21 protein-coding genes and 1 pseudogene are annotated in these 19,241 nt (G+C 36.4%); 13 read left to right on the top strand and 9 right to left on the bottom strand.

The annotated features are described in order from the left end of the window. Positions 1-118 precede the first annotated feature (118 nt). The 5 genes and pseudogenes from ES765_RS16170 to ES765_RS16145 all read left to right on the top strand — a co-directional run bounded on the left by ES765_RS16170 (position 119) and on the right by ES765_RS16145 (position 3,886). Complete coding sequence (locus ES765_RS16170; protein WP_138115348.1) at positions 119-571, top strand: hypothetical protein; 453 nt, start codon at positions 119-121, stop codon at positions 569-571. A gap of 123 nt (positions 572-694) precedes the next feature. Continuing rightward, positions 695-1,084: a hypothetical protein gene (locus ES765_RS16165; protein ID WP_138115347.1), complete on the top strand. Its 390-nt coding sequence runs from the start codon at positions 695-697 to the stop codon at positions 1,082-1,084. Positions 1,085-1,126: 42 nt separating this feature from the next. Next, positions 1,127-2,556, top strand: a pseudogene (locus ES765_RS22410) (sulfatase-like hydrolase/transferase). A gap of 99 nt (positions 2,557-2,655) precedes the next feature. Continuing rightward, the gene (locus ES765_RS21830) at positions 2,656-2,820 is read left to right on the top strand and encodes a hypothetical protein (protein ID WP_171017327.1); all 165 of its coding nucleotides are present in this window, start codon (positions 2,656-2,658) and stop codon (positions 2,818-2,820) included. A 109-nt stretch (positions 2,821-2,929) separates the two neighbouring features. Beyond that, entirely contained in the window at positions 2,930-3,886 is a 957-nt protein-coding gene (locus ES765_RS16145; RefSeq protein ID WP_138115343.1) for a glycosylase, read from the top strand. Between the two features lie 12 nt (positions 3,887-3,898). Here ES765_RS16145 and hemL read toward each other — a convergent pair whose 3' ends face one another. Genes hemL through ES765_RS16125 form a run of 4 tightly spaced genes read right to left on the bottom strand, consistent with a single transcriptional unit; the run spans position 3,899 to position 7,196 of the window. Beyond that, positions 3,899-5,179: a glutamate-1-semialdehyde 2,1-aminomutase gene (gene hemL, locus ES765_RS16140; RefSeq protein WP_138115342.1), complete on the bottom strand. Its 1,281-nt coding sequence runs from the start codon at positions 5,177-5,179 to the stop codon at positions 3,899-3,901. Positions 5,180-5,184: 5 nt separating this feature from the next. Further along, positions 5,185-6,021, bottom strand: a complete 837-nt coding sequence (locus tag ES765_RS16135) for a glucosaminidase domain-containing protein (RefSeq protein ID WP_138115341.1) — start codon at positions 6,019-6,021, stop codon at positions 5,185-5,187. Further along, a complete protein-coding gene (locus tag ES765_RS16130) occupies positions 6,018-6,923 on the bottom strand; it encodes a 1-aminocyclopropane-1-carboxylate deaminase/D-cysteine desulfhydrase (RefSeq protein ID WP_138115340.1) in 906 nt (301 codons plus the stop codon). Before ES765_RS16130 ends, ES765_RS16135 begins: the two co-directional genes overlap by 4 nt. 12 nt (positions 6,924-6,935) lie before the next feature. Next, a complete protein-coding gene (locus ES765_RS16125; protein WP_317131433.1) occupies positions 6,936-7,196 on the bottom strand; it encodes a hypothetical protein in 261 nt (86 codons plus the stop codon). Positions 7,197-7,461: 265 nt separating this feature from the next. On the opposite strand from ES765_RS16125, the gene ES765_RS21825 reads away from it, so the two are divergent. Further along, positions 7,462-7,620, top strand: coding sequence for a DUF5522 domain-containing protein (locus ES765_RS21825; RefSeq protein ID WP_171017326.1), 159 nt, complete (start codon positions 7,462-7,464; stop codon positions 7,618-7,620). 75 nt (positions 7,621-7,695) lie between these two features. Continuing rightward, positions 7,696-8,268 carry a DUF4136 domain-containing protein gene (locus ES765_RS16120; protein WP_138115338.1) on the top strand — a complete coding sequence of 191 codons (573 nt, stop codon included), beginning with the start codon at positions 7,696-7,698 and terminating at the stop codon, positions 8,266-8,268. A 59-nt stretch (positions 8,269-8,327) separates the two neighbouring features. Here ES765_RS16120 and ES765_RS16115 read toward each other — a convergent pair whose 3' ends face one another. Next, positions 8,328-8,795: an Lrp/AsnC family transcriptional regulator gene (locus tag ES765_RS16115; protein ID WP_138115337.1), complete on the bottom strand. Its 468-nt coding sequence runs from the start codon at positions 8,793-8,795 to the stop codon at positions 8,328-8,330. A 237-nt stretch (positions 8,796-9,032) separates the two neighbouring features. Here ES765_RS16115 and ES765_RS16110 point away from each other — a divergent pair, with 237 nt between their 5' ends. Then, positions 9,033-10,820, top strand: a complete 1,788-nt coding sequence (locus ES765_RS16110; RefSeq protein ID WP_249356520.1) for an aromatic amino acid hydroxylase — start codon at positions 9,033-9,035, stop codon at positions 10,818-10,820. On the opposite strand, the gene ES765_RS16105 is transcribed toward ES765_RS16110, so the two are convergent. The 4 genes from ES765_RS16105 to alaS all read right to left on the bottom strand — a co-directional run bounded on the left by ES765_RS16105 (position 10,807) and on the right by alaS (position 15,978). Next, a complete protein-coding gene (locus ES765_RS16105) occupies positions 10,807-11,421 on the bottom strand; it encodes a DUF4230 domain-containing protein (protein ID WP_138115336.1) in 615 nt (204 codons plus the stop codon). The two genes, ES765_RS16110 and ES765_RS16105, sit on opposite strands and share 14 nt — an antisense overlap. Beyond that, positions 11,418-12,377, bottom strand: coding sequence for a GSCFA domain-containing protein (locus ES765_RS16100; protein WP_138115335.1), 960 nt, complete (start codon positions 12,375-12,377; stop codon positions 11,418-11,420). Before ES765_RS16100 ends, ES765_RS16105 begins: the two co-directional genes overlap by 4 nt. Beyond that, a complete protein-coding gene (locus ES765_RS16095; protein ID WP_138115334.1) occupies positions 12,374-13,228 on the bottom strand; it encodes a tetratricopeptide repeat protein in 855 nt (284 codons plus the stop codon). Before ES765_RS16095 ends, ES765_RS16100 begins: the two co-directional genes overlap by 4 nt. A gap of 137 nt (positions 13,229-13,365) precedes the next feature. Further along, positions 13,366-15,978: an alanine--tRNA ligase gene (gene alaS / locus ES765_RS16090; RefSeq protein ID WP_138115333.1), complete on the bottom strand. Its 2,613-nt coding sequence runs from the start codon at positions 15,976-15,978 to the stop codon at positions 13,366-13,368. Positions 15,979-16,082: 104 nt separating this feature from the next. Between alaS and ES765_RS16085 the strand changes: the two genes are divergently transcribed. Genes ES765_RS16085 through ES765_RS16065 form a run of 5 tightly spaced genes read left to right on the top strand, consistent with a single transcriptional unit; the run spans position 16,083 to position 19,220 of the window. Continuing rightward, on the top strand, positions 16,083-17,060 hold the full coding sequence (locus ES765_RS16085) for a M23 family metallopeptidase (RefSeq protein WP_138115332.1): 978 nt from the start codon (positions 16,083-16,085) through the stop codon (positions 17,058-17,060). Further along, positions 17,060-17,389 (top strand): MerR family transcriptional regulator, encoded by a 330-nt coding sequence (locus ES765_RS16080; RefSeq protein ID WP_138115331.1) that lies wholly within the window; start codon positions 17,060-17,062, stop codon positions 17,387-17,389. The genes ES765_RS16085 and ES765_RS16080 overlap by 1 nt, the downstream gene beginning before the upstream one ends. 11 nt (positions 17,390-17,400) lie before the next feature. After that, positions 17,401-18,000 carry a LemA family protein gene (locus ES765_RS16075; protein ID WP_138115330.1) on the top strand — a complete coding sequence of 200 codons (600 nt, stop codon included), beginning with the start codon at positions 17,401-17,403 and terminating at the stop codon, positions 17,998-18,000. Between the two features lie 7 nt (positions 18,001-18,007). After that, positions 18,008-18,445, top strand: coding sequence for a TPM domain-containing protein (locus tag ES765_RS16070; protein WP_138115329.1), 438 nt, complete (start codon positions 18,008-18,010; stop codon positions 18,443-18,445). Then, positions 18,426-19,220 (top strand): TPM domain-containing protein, encoded by a 795-nt coding sequence (locus tag ES765_RS16065; protein ID WP_138115328.1) that lies wholly within the window; start codon positions 18,426-18,428, stop codon positions 19,218-19,220. The genes ES765_RS16070 and ES765_RS16065 overlap by 20 nt, the downstream gene beginning before the upstream one ends. Positions 19,221-19,241 lie beyond the last annotated feature (21 nt).

Genomic DNA, 19,241 nt, shown 5'->3' with positions numbered 1-19,241 from the left:
CGCGCTTTTTGCTTTTTATAAATTTCCTAATGCCGTTAAATAATTGCCAAAGTCAATTTCATTTTTAAACCTAATTGACTAAAACCTATCCAATGAACAAATAAATAAAATAATACATATGAAAAAATTAGTGATGGCTATTTTAGTGATGGCAGGATTATCGGCAACGGCACAAGACCATAACATAAGAGGAAAGAGACATGCTATGAAGGATTTAACCCCAGACCAGACAGCAACGCTTCAAACAAAAAAAATGACTTTGTCTTTAGATTTAAATGAATCGCAACAGTCAAAAATGAAATCTATTCTTACGGAGGATGCAAAAACTCGCAAATCAAAAATGGAAGGTTTTAGGGCCCATCAAGAAGAAGGTAGTAAAATGACAGCGGAAGAAAAATACACCATGCAAAATGAGCGATTAGATTATCAAATTGCACATAAAAAAGAGATGAAATCTTTACTTACCAATGAGCAATTCGAAAAATGGAAAAAAATGAATCATAGTAAAAAAACGATGCATAAAAGTAATAGAGAGGGTCGAAAAAAAGACAAGCGCTCTTTAAGAGATTGAAGGAATCATTAAATGTAAAAGCCCTTATTTAAGGGTTTTTTTATATAAGATCTTGAACAAGATCAGCTAATTAAGTATCTTAAAGACGTAAAGTAACTAACACCATACTTAATTAACAGTAACATGAAAATATTACAAATTATTGTCGTTTTTATTTTAGCATTTTTAATGCTTTCCGGGGCATTTTACCATTTATATGCTCCTGAATCTTATAGTAATTTTATACCCGAATTTTTTCCAGAAACACTTGCTCATATTTTATCATCCATTGCAGAGGCTTCCATTGGTATTGCCCTATTAATACCTAAATATAGAAAACGGGGAGGGCTGGGTTTCGTTTTGCTTATGATTATATTCCTACCTATTCATATTTGGGATTTAACCAAAGATATACCGGCTATTGGCACTAAAATGGCAGCCGGTGTTCGTATAGTAATTCAATTAGTACTTATTGCTGCCGGATGGTGGATTTATAAATCTCAACCAAAAGCTAAGTCAAGGGTGGAGATGTAACTGTTCAATTCCATAATTTTCAATATTCAGAATGGTATTCCAATGATTAGATTTAAGCATGTAGTTTTAACATGTTGCATTTCACTAGCAGTAATCGGCTGCAAAAATGATCAGTTACAGAAAAAGAGGCCTAATATAATTTTAATTATGTCAGATGATATGGGATATTCCGATATTGGATGTTATGGAGGTGTAATCAACACACCAATCCTTGATGGGCTTGCCAAAAACGGATTACGGTTCACTCAGTTTTATAATACCGCCCGCTGTTGTCCATCAAGAGCATCCCTACTAACAGGACTTTATCAACATGACGCATGTATAGGTCATATGGTTAATGACCAGGGAACAAATGTTTACGATGGTGATTTAAGTATGAATGCTGTTACCATAGCAGAGGTGCTAAAACAGGCAGGCTATGCCACCTTTATGTCTAGGAAATGGCATATTACCCCTTATAAATCTGAGGAGGTAAACCCCACAAAATATAATTGACCTTTGCAAAGAGGTTTTGATAAATTCTTTGGTACCATTCATGGAGCTGGTAGTTTTTATGACCCTAACTCTCTTAAAAGGGATAATGAGTTTATTCCACCGTCTGATGATTTTTATTATACCGTGGCAATTTCAAATAATGCGGTAGACTTTATCAATAACCATAAAGACGAGCGTCCCTTTTTTCTTTATGTACCCTATACCGCTGCACATTGGCCCATGCACGCAAAACCAAAAGACATAAAAAAATACAAAGGTAAATTTGCTGAAGGCTGGGATAGCCTAAGGGAACAGAAGTATCAAAAAATGTTAGAAATGGGACTATTGGAGCCTGAATGGAAATTGACACTTAAAGATGATATGCAGGATTGGGAAACCATAGCGCAAAAAGAATGGTATTCCTCTCTCATGGAGGTGTATGTGGCTATGGCAGATAATATGGACCAAGGTATTGGCCGTATAATGCGGCCCTAAAAACGAAGGGCGAAATGGAGAATACATTAGTTTTCTTTCTACCGGATAACGGTGGTTCTGCTGAGGAATTCGGTTTCAGAGACTCTATCGTAACCTATTATGAAGATGTGGAAAGAGACGAGATAAAAGTTATGCCGAAAGATGAGCTTCAAACAAGAATGGTTCCGAAATATACAAGAAATGGAAAACCCGTTTTAGCAGGCAAAGGCCTTCAACCTGGTGCTGCCAATACGTATTTAGGATATGGAAAGCAATGGGCAAATGCTCGTAACACCCCATTTAGAATGTACAAGCATTGGGTTCAAGAAGGTGGTATTGCTACACCTTTAATTGTTCATTGTCCGGATGGTATTTCACGAAAAGATACATTTGTAAAAGACCCGACCCATCTTATAAATATCATGGCTACTTGCTTGGAAGTCGCCAATGCCAAATACCCGAAAACATACAATGAAAATTCAATTATTCCTTTTGGCAGGAATCAGTCTTACACCAACATTTGATAATAAAACTTTAGCGGAACGGCCTATTTTCTGGGAACATGAGGGTAACAAAGCTATACGCCTTGGCAATTACAACTCGTTTCCGAGTGGTCAAAAGCTATGGAATATAATTGGGAACTCTACGATATGTCCAAAGACAGAAGTGAGACCAATAACATCGTTACCGTATTACCAGATAAAGCTATGGAGTTGGAGACACTTTGGAACATTTGGGCAAATAAAACAGAAGTATTAAACTGGACAACTAAAAAACCGTTTAATTAATGAAATTAATTACGTTATCAAAAATAGGTTTTTATTTAACCGTCTTCGTTAGTACCATTACAATGGTCACCTACACTTCCTACAAAAAAAAGCAGAACACCCTGGCAAAATGGTAAGTCCCGAAAAGATGCAAGAAGTGAAAACTCCATTTAAATATAGTATTGTTTTAAAACATCCTGACAGTACTAAATTAATCGACTCTCCAACAATTTACAGGAAAAACGATATGTGGTTTATGACCTATATTGTTTTTGATGGTCAAGGTTACGAAACCTGGCTGGCAGAAAGTAACGATTTACTAGAATGGAATTCAAAAGGGAAAATTCTTTCTTTTACTGAGAACACCTGGGACGCAAATCAAAAAGCAGGTTATGTTGCCCTTGTAAATTATGATTGGGGAGGTAACTATGAAGTAGAAAAATATGATGGAGTTGATTGGATGTCTTATCTTGGGGGAAACAGCACGGGTTATGAAGCAGGAACATTAAAAATTGGTTTGGCGAAGTCAAATACTGTTTCACAAGCAGAGAATTGGAAAACATTAAATGAACCAGTACTATCTCCAAAAGATAAAGATGCACGCTGGTTTAAGGATAAGATCATTTATAAAAGTCTAGTGATAAAAGACAGCATGCTAAATACGGGCTATCCTTACGTAATGTATTATAATGCCAAAGGTTCGTATGATTTTGAGAGTATAGATATGGCTGTTTCTAATGATATGACCCAATGGAAACGTTTTGGAAATAATCCAATCATTAGCAGAGGTAAAGGAATTTGTGGTGATGCTCAAATAGCCAAGTACAATGACCTTTATATCATTTTTTATTTTGGTGCCTTTTGGAAGCCTAATGCCTTCGAACGGTTTGCTTGCTCCTATGATTTAATCAATTGGACCGATTGGGAAGGTCCAGACCTTATATCTCCTTCAGAACATTTTGACCAAGAGTACGCCCATAAACCTTGGGTTATTAAATGGAACGGAACTGTATATCATTTTTATAACGCTGTAGGAAGCGAGGGTAGAGTTATCGCTTTGGCTACTTCCAAAAATTTAAAAAATTAACTTCTAAAAAGTCTAGAATTTTATCTGTTTCAGTGCCGCTACGGTAGTATCTAAATCAGCATAGCTCAACGCATCATTTAGAAAATAACTTTCAAAGGCACTAGGTGGCAAGTAAATTCCTTTATCTAACATACCATGAAAATAGGTCTTGAAGGTTTCATTATCCCCTTTTGCCGAAGAAGCAAAATCTATCACCGGATTATCGGTGAAATGTACCGAAATCATACTCCCAAACCTATTGATTTGATGAGCAACTCCTTTCTCTGTTAGCACTTCTGCAATGCCTTTATGCAAATATTCGGTTTTATCCGCTAAACTTTGAAACACCTCTGGATTGTTGTTCAATGCTGTCAACATCGCCAAACCGGCACTCATCGCCAATGGATTGCCACTTAAAGTACCTGCTTGGTAAACAGGCCCATCCGGTGCTAAATAATCCATGATTTCAGCTTTGGCTGCAAAAGCACCAACCGGTAAACCTCCACCAATAACTTTCCCGTAGGTTACAATATCTGCTTTAATATTTAAAACCTCTTGTGCACCGCCTCTTGCCAAGCGAAAGCCGGTCATAACCTCATCGAAAATTAACAATACACTTTCTTTGGTGCAAAGCTTGCGTAAGCCTTTCATAAATGAATCTGATGGAACAATACATCCCATATTCCCAGCAATTGGCTCTATGATAATAGCAGCTATTTCCCCCTTGTTTGCTTCCACTAACGTTTCAACATCTTTCAAATCATTATACGTTGCTAACAGTGTATCTTTTGCTGTTCCTTGCGTTACCCCTGGACTATTTGGACTACCGAATGTTACTGCTCCACTACCTGCTTCTATCAAAAATGAATCTGAATGACCATGATAACAACCAGCAAACTTGATTATTTTGTCCTTACCAGTGTACCCTCTAGCCAAACGCACCGCACTCATACAAGCTTCGGTACCACTATTTACAAACCTTATTTTATCCATATTAGGCACCATAGAAATCGCCAATTTCGCCAATTTGGTCTCAATTTCTGTAGGCATACCAAAAGAGGTACCCTTTCGTGCCTTATCGATTACTGCGTCTATAACAGGCCCGTACGCATGACCCAAAATTAAAGGACCCCAAGAGGCTATATAGTCGATTAGTTTATTTCCGTCCTCGTCATATAGATAAGCTCCTTTAGCCTTCTTCACAAAAATGGGATCTCCACCAACTGCTTTAAATGCTCTTACAGGAGAATTCACTCCACCAGGTATATATTTCTTAGCCTCTGCAAACAGGGCACTACTTCTTTGATAAATCATTCCTTCTAATTGATATTGCTAATTTTCACCTTAATACGCTGGCCGATGGATAAGTTTGAACTGCGTAACTTATTTAACTGCATGATTTCATTAACGGGCATATAGTATTTTCTCGATAATGAATACAAAGTATCCCCTTTTTCAACTGTATGCATCTTGTCAGATTCTGTGGCCATTACAGTTTGCCTATCATAACCAGCTTTTTTGACTTGCCTATCGTATTTATGAAGTCCGTTTTTTTCTATAAGATAGATGAGTTTTTGTGGATACCTAGGATCTGTAGCATACCCTGCCTTTCTGAGACCTTTAGCCCAGCCCTTGTAATCGGTATGTTTTAAATTAAATAGAAAAGCATATCTAGAACGAGTTGTTAAAAATACGCTATGATCTCTAAACGAATACATGGGATGGTTGTATTTTCTAAAACATTCTCCCTTTTCATCATCATCGTGAAAATCATAGTCTCCCTCCCAGCCTTTATGACACTTTATACCAAAATGATTATTCGTTTTCATGGCCAGTTCGCCTTTACCATTGCCACTTTCTAACAGACCTTGTGCCAACGTAATACTCGCCGGTATTCCATAACCCACCATCTCTAATTGTGCTGTCTCTGCAAATGTTTCAATATACTCTGAAACTGACTCAATTCTAAACGAAATAAACTTTGATGGTTCGTTTGGCAAATTCACCTCGCCATCCTTACCAGAGTTAGCAGGTTTAAATTTATTCCGTTCAGAAAGCACATTTTTAGTTCGCAACTTATCGGAGTATGCTTTTTTAGATTTACAGGATGCAAAGCATATCCCAATTATTAAAAGCACTACTATTTTCTTTTTCATATATCCAGTAAAGATAAATTTTTCTTTTTCAGCACACTATTCATGCCAGCAATACCTTGTGTACCACCTGTATGAATAGCTACTATTTTTGTTCCTTTTACAAAACTATCACGCATAATCATGTCAAGCAACCCAAACATCATTTTTCCTGTATAAACTGGATCTAATGGAATGTTCGTCTTTTCTTTAAAGTCATTAATAAAACAAACTAGTTCTTGCGAAATCTTTGCATAACCTCCAAAATGGTAGTCAGACATCAACTTCCAGCGCTTATTTTTAGCCATACTTCGAATGTCTTTCTCTAAAAAATCACCCTTTAAGGAAGAAAATCCTAACACTGCTTGATGTGAAAAAGAAGAATTTATTAATCCAGATACTGTCCCACCTGTACCTACACTAGCGCAAACAAAATCAAATTCTTCATCTTCTTTAGTGAGAATTTCCTCGCAACCTTTAACAGCAAAATTGTTTGTTCCTCCTTCTGGTACCAAATAAAATTCACCAAACTCATTTTTCAGTTCCGATAAAAATGAAGCGTCTTCCTTTAAACGATAATCTTGTCTACTCACAAATTTAAAGACCATTCCATCTTCATGTGCTTTTCGCAAAGTTGTATTATGATGCCATGAATCTTTTAACTCATCTCCTCGTATCACTCCGATAGAATTGAATCCTTTTTCGTTAGCCGCAAAAGCAGTGGCTGCTATGTGATTAGAGAAAGCACCACCAAAAGTTAGAATGGCACTATGTCCACGCTTCTTTGCTTCCAATAGATTATACTTCAGTTTTCTATACTTATTACCAGATATAAAAGGGTGTATTAAATCTTCTCGTTTTACAACAAGGGATATTTGCTTTTCAGTCAATAACGGTAATTGTACAATTTGGCTCTTACTTTGCAAACAGATTGTATTTTAACGGCAAAGATATTTAATAAAGCTAAACGATTTTCTTTTAGATAAATATCCTAACTCATGCTCATGTGAGTAAGCCTCTCGTTCAAAACTAATATTTTGATAGGCCCTATAAGAATCTAAATACCAAACTGTTCGCAACAACCATTCTGTTAGGTACAGCATATAAAATGGCAAAATCAATAATTCTTGTTGTTGTCTTAGGTGAATTTTCTCATGATTGATTAAAACATCATCTTGCCTTAAGCTTCCGTTTTTCAAAAAAATAAACGGCCACAAGGACAGACCTACGTAATTTTTATAGAAGAAATGTCTAAAAACCAATATCATAGATTCACTTTGGTCTGTATATTACAAAGATAAGGCCAAAAATAAATTGAATGAAAACTACTGGTTTTTGTTGCCAACAAAACCGTTCAAACGTCAAAAACCTACGTAAGCTTTAGTTAACTAGGCTTTATAATTATATATTTTCAGGTTATCAACAGAAAAAATTAACTTTATTCCATCAAACATCATTAATTTAATGAAAGAAATTATTCCTTTAGAAGAAGGCGATTTTTATTGGTCTGAAAATGGCTTTAGAGTTTTTACTGAACAGTACCATTTAAAAAGAGGATATTGTTGTGAAAGCGGATGTAGACATTGCCCATATGGTTATGATGCAAAAACGAATCGACAATAGCATCCCCTTAGTGCTTCGGCATGATTATTGTAATTAATTTACACAGAAAATCAAGTACTTAAAAGATTTAACGTTATGAAAAAAATTAAATTCTTAGGCCTACCACTCTTACTTTTAGTCTTCATCACTTCGTGTTCATCGATAAATGTATTATCTGATTATGACCAAAAAGCAGATTTTAAAGGGTACACTTCGTATGCTTTTTACAAAACAGGTATTGATAAAGCCCAAATATCAGATTTAGACAAAAAACGTATTCTACGTGCTATTGAAGTAGAAATGAGTTCAAGAGGTTTTGTGAAATCCGAAAATCCAGATGTACTGGTAAGTATTTTCACCAAAGAGCAAGAAAGGGTCGATGTATACAACAATAATTATGGTTGGGGCGGTGCCTGGGGTTGGGGTTACAACCCATGGGCTTGGGGTCCTGGATTTGGTTGGGGCGGTGGTTCGGGAGTTAGCACAAGCACCCAAGGCTCGCTTTACATAGACTTAATAGACAATAAGACCAATGAATTAGTCTGGCAAGGCAAAGGTGAAGGCACACTATCAAATACTAGTAATGTCGCTAAGAAAGAACAGCGCATTACTGAATTTGTATCTCAAATATTAGAGCAGTATCCTCCAAACGTAATCGCTACAAAATAATTTCGGACAACATAAATAGTAAGAGCTACTTATAAATCAATTTATAACTAGCTCTTTTTTCATAACAACGGAAAAATCGTATCGTTCTTGACCTCATTTAAAACGAATGCACTTTTCACACTTCCAATACTGGGCAGTGAAGCTATTTTAACCTTGGCAAAGGTATAATATGCATCTAGATTCTTGACCACTACTTTCAAAAGGAAATCAAATTCACCACCGACCACAAAACATTCGGTAACTTCTGGATAGTTCTTAACATCCTCAAAAAACTCATCCATCATTGCTCCTTTCTGTGTCTCCAAAGAAACGAAACTGAAAACGGTAATGCTTTCCTCTATTTTTTCCTTATCCAAGATGGCAACATAATTCTTAATGAATCCCTCCTGTTCTAAACGTTTAATACGTTCATAAACCGGTGTCTTTGTTATCCCTAATTCTTGGGCAATAGATTTCGCAACTGTTTTCGCATCCTTTTGTAAGATTTTTAAAATTTCCCTATCAATATGATCGAGTTTATCTGCCATACTTTTTCCTGTTAATTCGATTTAAAAGACCGCTACTAAAGACATATTCCTTATATAAGTCATTATAAAAGTCATTTTTACTAATTTAATTAATAACAACACACAATCAGTCCTATTTTATTATATTTAATTGAAACAAAGTACAAATGTATCCTCTAAAACAAAACAAAACAATTTTACCTGTTTTAAAGCTGCACTAAAAATACTTTGATGAAAAACATTTAGCCTAATTAGCATATGGCAAAAAAGATTGAGCACATGAACAGTACAGGTTATGAGAGTAATCCTATTTTGGATAAGCTACCGAAGCATTTACGACAATATATAAAACCTCAAAATTATGAGGACTATACGCCTATTGACCAAGCAGTATGGCGTTATGTGATGCGTAAGAATGTGGCCTACCTCAGTCGAGTTGCTCATAAGTCTTATACGGAAGGATTAAAAAAAACAGGCATCTCTATCGACAACATTCCTAACATGTATGGCATGAACCGAATTCTTAAGGATTTAGGCTGGGCAGCTGTAGCGGTAGATGGATTTATTCCTCCTGCGGCTTTTATGGAATTTCAGGCGTATAATGTTTTGGTCATTGCTTCTGATATTCGGCAATTGGGAAACATAGCCTACACACCGGCACCAGATATTATTCATGAAGGTGCAGGTCATGCGCCTATTATTGGAAACCCAGAGTATGCAGCATACCTGAGACGATTTGGAGAGATTGGCTGTAAAGCAATATCGAGTACTAAAGATTTTGAGCTGTATGAAGCCGTACGTCATTTATCTATTATAAAAGAAGCTAAAGGAACCAACCAACAAGACATCGATACGTCTGAAAAGCATATAGAATATCTACAAGAAAATATGGGAGTGCCAAGTGAAATGGCCCTCATACGTAATCTTCATTGGTGGACCGTTGAATACGGACTCATAGGGACGATAGAAAAACCGAAAATATATGGAGCAGGCCTTTTATCTTCCATTGGGGAAAGCCAAGGGTGTATGACCGATAAAGTAAAAAAACTACCCTACTCTTTAGAAGCGGCAAAGATATCTTTTGATATCACGAAACCACAACCTCAACTATTCGTAACGCCAGACTTTGCTTTTTTAAGTCAGGTATTAGAAGATTTTGCTAATACTATGGCACTTCGAACGGGCGGACTTAGCGGCTTGCAAAAGTTGATTAATTCTAACGAACTGGGCACTATAGAACTTAGTACTGGGCTGCAAGTATCCGGTAACTTCGAATCGCTCATTTCACATGAAGGCAAACCTATTTATTTTCAGACCAAAGGAAAATCTGCTCTTGCCTACCGAGAACAAGAACTGGTCGGCCAAGATATTAATCGACATGAAACAGGGTTCGGCTCACCTATTGGCAGGCTCAAAGGAATCAATTTACCCATTGAAGAAATGAGTCCGCGTGACCTTAAAGCTTACAAAATTTATGAAGGAGAAATTGTATCGCTAGACTTTACCGGAGGCATAAACGTAACAGGAAAAATAATCACAGGCACACGAAATTTACAAGGTCGCATCATTCTTATCACTTTTGAAAATTGCAAAGTCACCTACCAAAACAACGTGCTTTTCGAATCGAATCAAGACCCATACAATATGGCAATTGGCGAAGAAATTGTTTCCGCTTATCACGGCCCGGCAGATTTAAAGAGTTTTGATTTAATAGACCATACTTTAAGTAGTGGTTTTGAAAGTAAGGATAATGACGATTTAAATGAACTCGAAGCGTATTACAAACTAATACGTGATTTTAGAGAAGGAAAAAATACTATTATTTCTAGAACTAAGGTGTTTCAAGAAATTCGGGAAAAACATTCAACGGACTGGTTATTACCTATCGAGATCTATGAATTAGCCCTTAAAAGCAAAGACGAAAATTTAGCAAAAAGTATTGAACATCATCTTGTAACCATAAAGCTAGATCAACCGAATTTAGGGCAACTAATTGATGACGGAATTGAGTTGGCCGTAAATGGAACAGGCGTTAAGGATTTATAACCTTTAGCTCCTCTAAAGATTCAATAGTTTGTTCTTTATACGTTAAACGCCATCCCATGGAATTGGTGAGAATATAAAATTTCTGCAATTCACTGATAAGCCTATTTTCTGCATTTGAACGTAGCGAAGAAGCTTCTACTTTCTTCATAAGTGAAGTGTTAACCGTTTTTTTTATTTTGTTGTAATCTCCAGCATCAAACTGGTTTAGGTAATCTGCGGTAACATCGTAATATTCAAAATCTGGATTCAAATTAATTTGAGGTTCTGGAATATTTTTGATTCTTAGTGTTTTGGTTGCTTCATCAATTTCATAATCAATTTCACTTAAATCATAAGCTACCGTTACATCGGCATTCACGATCACCAATGCCTTTTTTTCAGCACGTAATAATTGTCCGAAAAGCTTTTTTGAATCCTTATAATTATAGACCTCAGCAAAATGGCCTTCGGTCACTATTAACTTAGAGACATTGTTAATTTCCTGCTGAATTAGCATAGAATTTTCTTGGAGTATAGCCTTATCTGCTTTGTCCCCACTGCATGAACGAACAATAAATACAAATGCTAATGTTATAAGAGCCCCTGCTAAAAATTTTCTCATGCCTTTGGAAAATTAAAATTCATAAACGGATAGGTTTTCTTGAGATATGTAACTTTCTCTTGAATTGATTTTATAAATTTTTGATGTGCATCTCCAGTTGGATTAAAAGGTCGATGCTGCAACCCACGTTCAATCTCCCCTACCTTACTCATAACATCAAAAATCTTATCATCTATCCAAACATCACGAAATTTTTCCCAAATATAATCTATACCGATTGCATTAGGATGTATCATATCTTTAGCATAAAAACGATAATCTCGTAACTCATCCATCATAATTTCATAGCTTGGAAAATATGAAGCATTCTCTTGATTTACAATTTCATGTATTGCACTAATTAAATGTGCTTTGCTTAATTGATTTTCTATAAAACCATCTTTTAGATGACGTACAGGCGAAACGGTGAAAATAAATTGAACATCAGGATTTATAGTGCGTACCATTGATTTGATGTTTTTCAAACTTTTAACGATAGCTCCAACTCCCAATAACTCTTTGGTGAATTTTGTTTGAGGCACTTTATGACAATTAGCAACCACTTGCCCACTTTCCACAGAACGATAAACCCAAGCTGTACCTAACGTGATACTAATATGATTTGCTTTTTTTAGCTGAGCGTGTGTAAGCCCAATAGCCTTATTTAAATTAGCTACTAATTTATCTTTTGAAATATCGCTTAAACTTGAGTGTGAATCAAAACAATGAAAGCATTCGTTTAAATTAAACACGTCTTCCTCGTTATATAATTCTTGATGAACCGCCTTAAAAATTAAATTTTCAATTGCCAATGGATGAAACAAAATACCTAACGGATTCTGTACATTCTGAAACTTGAAATAATTTAACCTATCCCCAATATTTTCAGAAAAACAAGAACCCAAAAGAACTATTTGACTTGAATAATCAATTTGGTATTTTGCCTTTGATAAAGGAATTTGGGTTAGAAGTTTCATTTTGGGCGTACACTTTCATTTAATTTATGAAAAACTTGATACGGGTAGATTTCATAAATAGCATTATCCTCATTAAATGAATTATCTCCATTTTCAAATGCCTTTTTCTCCCATTCCACACCTTCTTCTACATTACCCAACTTAGTCATACTCCTACCCTTAAAGTAAAGCGCATCAGCGAAATTATCATATCCTTTTAATGCCATATCAAAAGATACAATTGCTTCTTGATAATTACCAAGTTCAAAATCGGCAATACCTGAATAATACCAATCTAAATAATGACAAGCCTCTTGGGGTAGAGCATTTGGAAAGTCTTTGAATTGCTGTTCTTTACTTTTCACTAAAAACTCCTTCGCCTTATTGAATTCATTTAATTGCAGGTAATCCAACCCTATATAGAAATTATAGGTATGATCCATTACATAACTATCGCCATACTCATTTTTGGCCTTTATCAAATCGGTTATCGAGTTTAGGTAATCTTTGGAAAAAATACATTTCATAAAACCGCTGTAGTCCAACCATTTTTTCGGGTCATGCGCAACAGCCTTGGCCAAAAATGGTTTACCCAACTGGTACTTTCTCGCCTTGTATAAGGGCATTGCTTTTTGCTGCCAGAGCCAAGCATTATCTGGCTGAATGGCAAGAGCAGAATCTAAATATTGTTGATGCTCTAAGGAATGTAAGGGAGTGCTGAATGATTTTTCAATATACCCCCTAACGCGAACCGAATCATTAGACGTAAGCTTTGTGATTTCAATATTATCACTAACTCCTGAATTGTTTTTGTCTTTGGTTACCAAATTGCAGGAAGCTACGCCCAGTAAGAGTATCAAATACTTTTTCATAAAACTACTAAGTTATTTAGCACATTCAATTTATGCAACCGAAGTGAATCTATCTACCTTTTGAAGGTAGTCTTAAAATTTTAATGTCAGCAATGATTAAATACGGTAGCATCATTTACACAAATGAATTCTTTCTGCTAAAGATATTCTTTGACTTTTTCTAACGCTTCCTTTATACCCGCCGGATTTTTACCTCCTGCCGTAGCAAAGAAAGGTTGACCACCTCCACCACCTTGAATATATTTACCCAGCTCCCTAACAATAGTGCCTGCATTCAAGTTTTTAGAACCCACCAATTCTTTTGAAATATAACAAGATAATAATGCCTTTCCATTTTGTTCTGTACCAAAAAACAAGAACAAATTATCTTTATTATTTCCCATTTCAAAACATAAATCTTTTACCCCTGCTGCATCTAGATCAATGGTCTTGGCCAAAAATTGAACGCCATTTACCTCCTCTAATTCTAACAACAAATCCCCTTTTAAGTTCTTTGCCTTGTCTTTTAAAAATTGAGCGACCTGTTTTTTAAGGCTACTATTTTCTTCCTGCAAACCAGAAACCGATTTTAAGGGGTCCTGCGCATTTCCTAGAACACTCTTGATCTCAGATAGAAGTTTATCATTTTCTATATGAAAGCTTTTAACAGCATCTCCCGTAATTGCTTCTATTCGTCTTATACCGGCAGCTACGGCTCCTTCTGATTTTATTTTAAATTGCCAGATATCCCCCGTATTTTTCACATGGGTACCTCCACACAGTTCGATTGATTGTCCAAATCTAATCGTACGAACAGCATCACCATATTTTTCACCGAACAACGCCATAGCTCCCGCTTCAACAGCCTCTTTCATCGGTAGGTTTCGCTGTTCCTGCAATTGCAACTGCCCATCAATACGTGCATTTACAAAATTCTCAACATCGCGTAATTCATCAGAAGTAAGTTTAGCAAAGTGTGAAAAATCAAATCTCAAGTATTTCGAGTGAACTGAAGAACCCTTTTGCTCCACATGATTCCCTAGAATCTCCCGTAAAGCTTGATGTAACAAATGAGTTGCGGTGTGATTCGCTTCTGTTCTACTACGTTGTTTAACATCAACAACGGCTCTAAAACTTTCGGATATATGTTTTGGTAAATTCTTCGCAAAATGAACAATCTCGTTATTCTCTTTCTTGGTGTCTAATATATAAACCGCATCGCCATGCGTATCTTCCAAATAACCTTTATCCCCTACCTGGCCTCCACCTTCCGCATAAAAAGGAGTCAAATTAAACACGATTTGATATCGGATACCTTCTTTCTTGGATACTATCTTTCGGTATTTGGTGATTTTGACCTCAGTCTCCAACCTATCATACCCAACAAATTCTTGCTCATTATCAAACTGTAAAACTTCCCAGTCCTGTTTTGAAACTACTGATGCAGATTTAGACCTGTTCTTTTGTTGCTGCATAGCCGTTTGAAAACCTGCTTCGTCTAGTTGATATCCCTTTTCACTAAGAATCAATGCAGTTAAATCAATAGGGAATCCGAAGGTGTCATATAATTCAAATGCCTTACCACCATCAACTTTCTTTTCTTTTGTAGTATCTATAATCGTATCAAGAAGTACCAACCCCTGATCAAGGGTTTTTAAAAAGGAGTGCTCCTCTTCTTTAATTACGTTCTCTATTAATTGTTTTTGAATTTTCAACTCTGGATAAGCATCACCCAATGAATCGGTAAGTACATTGACCAAGCGATACATAAAAGGCTCTTTCGTATTCAAAAACGTGAATCCGTATCGTACTGCCCTTCTCAGAATTCTTCTTATCACATAACCGGCACCTGTATTGCTTGGCAATTGACCATCAGCAATCGAAAAAGAAACTGCACGTATATGGTCGCTAATGACGCGTATTGCGATATCAACATCTTCACCCTTACCATAGACAGAACCAGTTATGGTTTCAATTTCACGAATAAGCGGCGTGAAAATATCCGTATCATAATTTGATTGTACCCCCTGTAAAACCATACAAAGACGCTCGAAACCCATACCTGTATCTACATGCTTTGAAGGCAAAGCTTCTAAAGAACCATCGGCCTTTCGGTTATACTGCATAAATACCAGGTTCCATACCTCCACAACTTGCGGATGATCTTGATTAATCAAGCTCGCACCAGAAATCTTAGCTTTGTCTTCTTTTGAACGTATATCTACATGAATTTCTGAACACGGACCACACGGACCTTGATCACCCATTTCCCAAAAATTATCATTTTTATCCCCCATGATAATCCTATCCGCAGGAATAATTTTTTTCCATAACGCATAAGCCTCATGATCCTTCTCCAATTGGTCGGCATCTTTGCTACCCTCAAATACAGAAACATAAAGACTATCCTTATCTATTTTAAGAACGTCGGTCAATAATTCCCAAGCCCAAGAAATTGCTTCTTCTTTAAAATAATCGCCAAAACTCCAATTGCCAAGCATCTCGAACATGGTGTGGTGATAGGTATCTTTACCCACCTCTTCCAAATCATTATGCTTACCACTTACCCTTAAACATTTTTGCGTATCTACAACCCTAGCGTTCTTAGGCTGACTTATACCTAAAAAATATTCTTTAAATTGATTCATTCCCGCATTTGTAAAAAGTAGGGTTGGATCATCTTTTATGACCATTGGTGAAGAAGGTACTATTTTATGTCCTTTACCTTTGAAAAAATTCAGAAATTGGGTTCTTGTATCCTTTGAATTCATCTAAAATGCTAAGCTTTTACAAAATTTAACCGTTTATGTAAAACAATTTTTATATTTGTTTGTTCCGTTAAAATTAAACAACAAAAATAGGGTAAATTACATTCATGTCTAAGGTAAAATACTATTACGACCCGGACACCCTGTCCTACCGCAAAATAGAGCCGGAAAAATCAAAGCGCTATAGAAATATTGCATTCTTTGTTTTAGGGTCCTTCCTTTTTGGGCTTTTATCACTTATCCTTTTATTAAACACCAACCTCATCAATACCCCCAGAGAACTTTCTCTAGCTCGTGAAGCAAAAAACTATGAGCTTCGATATGAGTTATTGAACAAAAAAATGGAACAAATTGAGGAAGTTCTAGGAAATATCGAAGAACGTGACAATAATATCTACAGACTATATTTTGAAGCCAATCCCATTCCAGACGAACAGCGTCGAGCAGGTTTTGGAGGTATCAATCGCTATAAATCATTAGAAGGTTTCAATAATTCTGACATGATTGTCGCCACTACCAAAAGGCTAGATATCATAAAAAAACAAATGACCATTCAATCAAAATCGTTGGATGAAATTACCAAATTGGCAGAAGAGAAAGAAAAATTATTAATGTCAATACCGGCAATTCAACCTATAAATAACGAAGACCTTACCCGTATGGCATCTGGTTACGGATGGCGTTCCGATCCTTTTACAAAAGCTAGAAAAATGCATTATGGTATGGATTTTACAGCACCTAAAGGCACCCCAGTTTATGCAGCAGGAGATGGTAAGATAACCCGAGCGGATAATAATTCGTCTGGTTACGGAAAACACATTCGTATTGAACATGGATATGGGTATTTAAGCCTATATGCTCATTTAAGTCAGTATAATGTTAAGAAAGGTCAAAAAGTTAAACGTGGTGATTTAATAGGTTTTGTAGGAAGCACAGGGCGTTCAGAAGCTCCACACGTACATTATGAGGTCTGGAAAGACACCGACAGAATCAACCCAATCAATTTCTATTATGGCAGTTTGTCTGCTGAAGAATTTGAAAATATGTTGAAATTCGCTAATCAAGAGAACCAATCATTGGATTAATGCAAATCGAACTCCCAGAAAAAAGATATTATGGTATTGGCGAAGTTGCTAGTGCCTTCGGAGTCAACGCCTCTCTTATTCGTTTTTGGGAAAAGGAATTTGATGTACTACAGCCCAAAAAAAACGCGAAGGGCAATAGAAAATTCACACCTCAAGATATTAAGAACCTTCAACTTATCTACCATTTGGTTAAAGAACGAGGGTTTACACTTGATGGTGCCAAAACACATCTTAAAGAAGAGAAGCAAAAAACACTTTCTAATTTTGATATTATTCAGAAATTGGAGCGAGTTAAAGCAGAACTAAATAAAATCAAAGATCAACTATAAGAACACTATACATGAAAAAAGGATTTGTTGCATTAATCGTAATTGTAGTCATAGTATTCGGACTATACCAATGGGGTGTTGGCTTTAATAATACCGCAATTGCTTTAAAAGAAACGTCAACTAAAACATGGGCCAATGTTGAAAGTGCCTATCAACGTAGAAATGACCTAATAGGCAACTTGGTAAAAACTGTTCAAGGAGCCGCCGATTTTGAAAGAGGAACGTTAACTGATGTGATTGAGGCTAGATCCAAAGCTACAGCGGTAAGTATTGACCCTTCAAACATTACTCCTGAGCAGTTGGCTCAGTTCAATCAAGCACAAAGTGGACTTAGCAGCGCATTAAGCAGATTATTAGTTACCGTTGAACGTTATCCAGAACTAAAAGCCAATCAAAATTTTCTTGAATTACAGGCACAACTTGAGGGTACGGAGAATAGAATAAATGTAGCGAGAGACAGGTTCAATGCCACCGTTGAGCCTTATAATCTACATATTAAAAGATTCCCTAATTCCATTTTGGCAGGTATTTTAAATTTTAACGACTTGGCTTATTATAACGCTGACACCGGTTCTGAAAATGCACCAGATGTGAATTTTGAATTTGATTGATTTACACATGTCCAAAGTAGAAGATTTTTTGACCGTATCGGAAGAGCAAGAAATAGTTGATGCTATTTTAACGGCTGAGAAAAATACTTCTGGTGAAATTAGAGTACATATTGAAGCCCGTACCCAAAAAAAACACTACAAACGTGCTCAAGAAATCTTCCATTTATTGAAGATGGATAACACCAAGCACGAAAATGGGGTATTGATCTATGTTGCTGTACATGATAGAAAGTTTGTGATTTGTGGTGATAAAGGAATTGACAACGTAGTACCTGAAGATTTTTGGCAAACCACAAAGGACACCATACAACGTTATTTTATTAAAGGAGCATACAAAGAAGGCCTTATAGCCGGTGTTTTAAAAGCCGGTACTGAATTGAATAGCCATTTTCCATGGCATTCAGATGACACCAACGAATTACCAAATGAAATATCTAAAGGTTAGTCTTGTATTTCTTCTACTATGGTGCAAACCTGTTTGGAGTCAATTTGAAATTCCTGATAAACCAGCACTACAAACAAGTGTCTATGACTATCTAGATTTACTTAACGACGAACAAGAAAAGTCGTTAAACCAAAAATTGGTCCGTTATTCCGACAGCACTTCTACGCAAATCGTCATTACTATAATTGCAAGTACTAACGGTGAAAATATTAACTACTTAGGAGCCAAATGGGGTCAAGAATGGGGTATTGGCCAGAAAGGTAAGGATAATGGCATTCTAATGATTTTAGCCAAAGATGACCGAAAAATAGCCATAAACACCGGATACGGAGTTGAAGGCGCCCTCACTGACGCACTTTCTAAACGAATAATAGAAAATATTATACTTCCAGAATTTAGAGGCGGTGATTATTATGCGGGATTAAATAAGGGCTCAGACGTCATATTTCAAGTACTTACGGGTGAGTTTCAAGAAGAGCGCACATTTGGCACAGATAAAGGTTTCCCTATTTCCTCTATCATGCCATTTATTATTTTCATTGTTATTTTCTTCATTCTTTGGAGCCGTAAAAACGGCAACAATAATGGCACCGGAGGAAGACGTAGAGGTCTAAGCCCTTGGGATATGATTATCTTAAGCAACATGGGCAGATCAAACGGATCCAGCGGAGGCTTTGGAGGAAGTAGCGGTGGCGGAAGCTTTGGTGGAGGTGGATTTAGCGGAGGTTTTGGTGGCGGAGGTTTTGGTGGCGGAGGTGCTTCTGGTGGGTGGTAAAATACCACTAAAAAAAAGAAC

This window comes from Maribacter sp. ACAM166 (genome assembly GCF_005771495.1).
Lineage (GTDB): Bacteria > Bacteroidota > Bacteroidia > Flavobacteriales > Flavobacteriaceae > Maribacter.
The sequence above is the reverse complement of the archived record's forward strand: the minus strand, read 5'-3'. Positions and strand labels throughout refer to the sequence as shown.